Here is a 248-nt window from a genome sequence, read left to right as displayed (position 1 = left end):
ACGGCCATCCCGAGACCCACCCACAGCGGATCCCAGCCCCACGCCTCGGTCGTGGCGGCGGTGACCGCGTTGGCCTGGATCTGCGGGCCGGTGAAGACCGGGGCGAACACGGTGGCCGCGGCGTAGGCGACCGCCAGCCACCGCCAGTTCCGGCCGAGCCCCTCAAGGGTGTAGTACGCGGGCCCGCCGCGGTACTCGCCGCGGACCCTGGGCTTGTAGAGGTGTGCGAGCGGGCTCTCCACGGGCGC

1 protein-coding gene is annotated in these 248 nt (G+C 74.2%); it reads right to left on the bottom strand.

The features are described 5' to 3' along the window. Positions 1–248: alanine:cation symporter family protein (locus tag KVS67_RS12545; protein ID WP_217565501.1), on the bottom strand; the 248-nt coding region annotated here is incomplete at both ends.

The sequence above is a fragment of the Micrococcus sp. GbtcB5 genome (genome assembly GCF_019091605.1).
GTDB classification, from domain to species: domain Bacteria; phylum Actinomycetota; class Actinomycetes; order Actinomycetales; family Micrococcaceae; genus Micrococcus; species Micrococcus luteus.
Note: the sequence above shows the minus strand (reverse complement) of the source record. Positions and strands in the feature narration are given on the sequence as shown.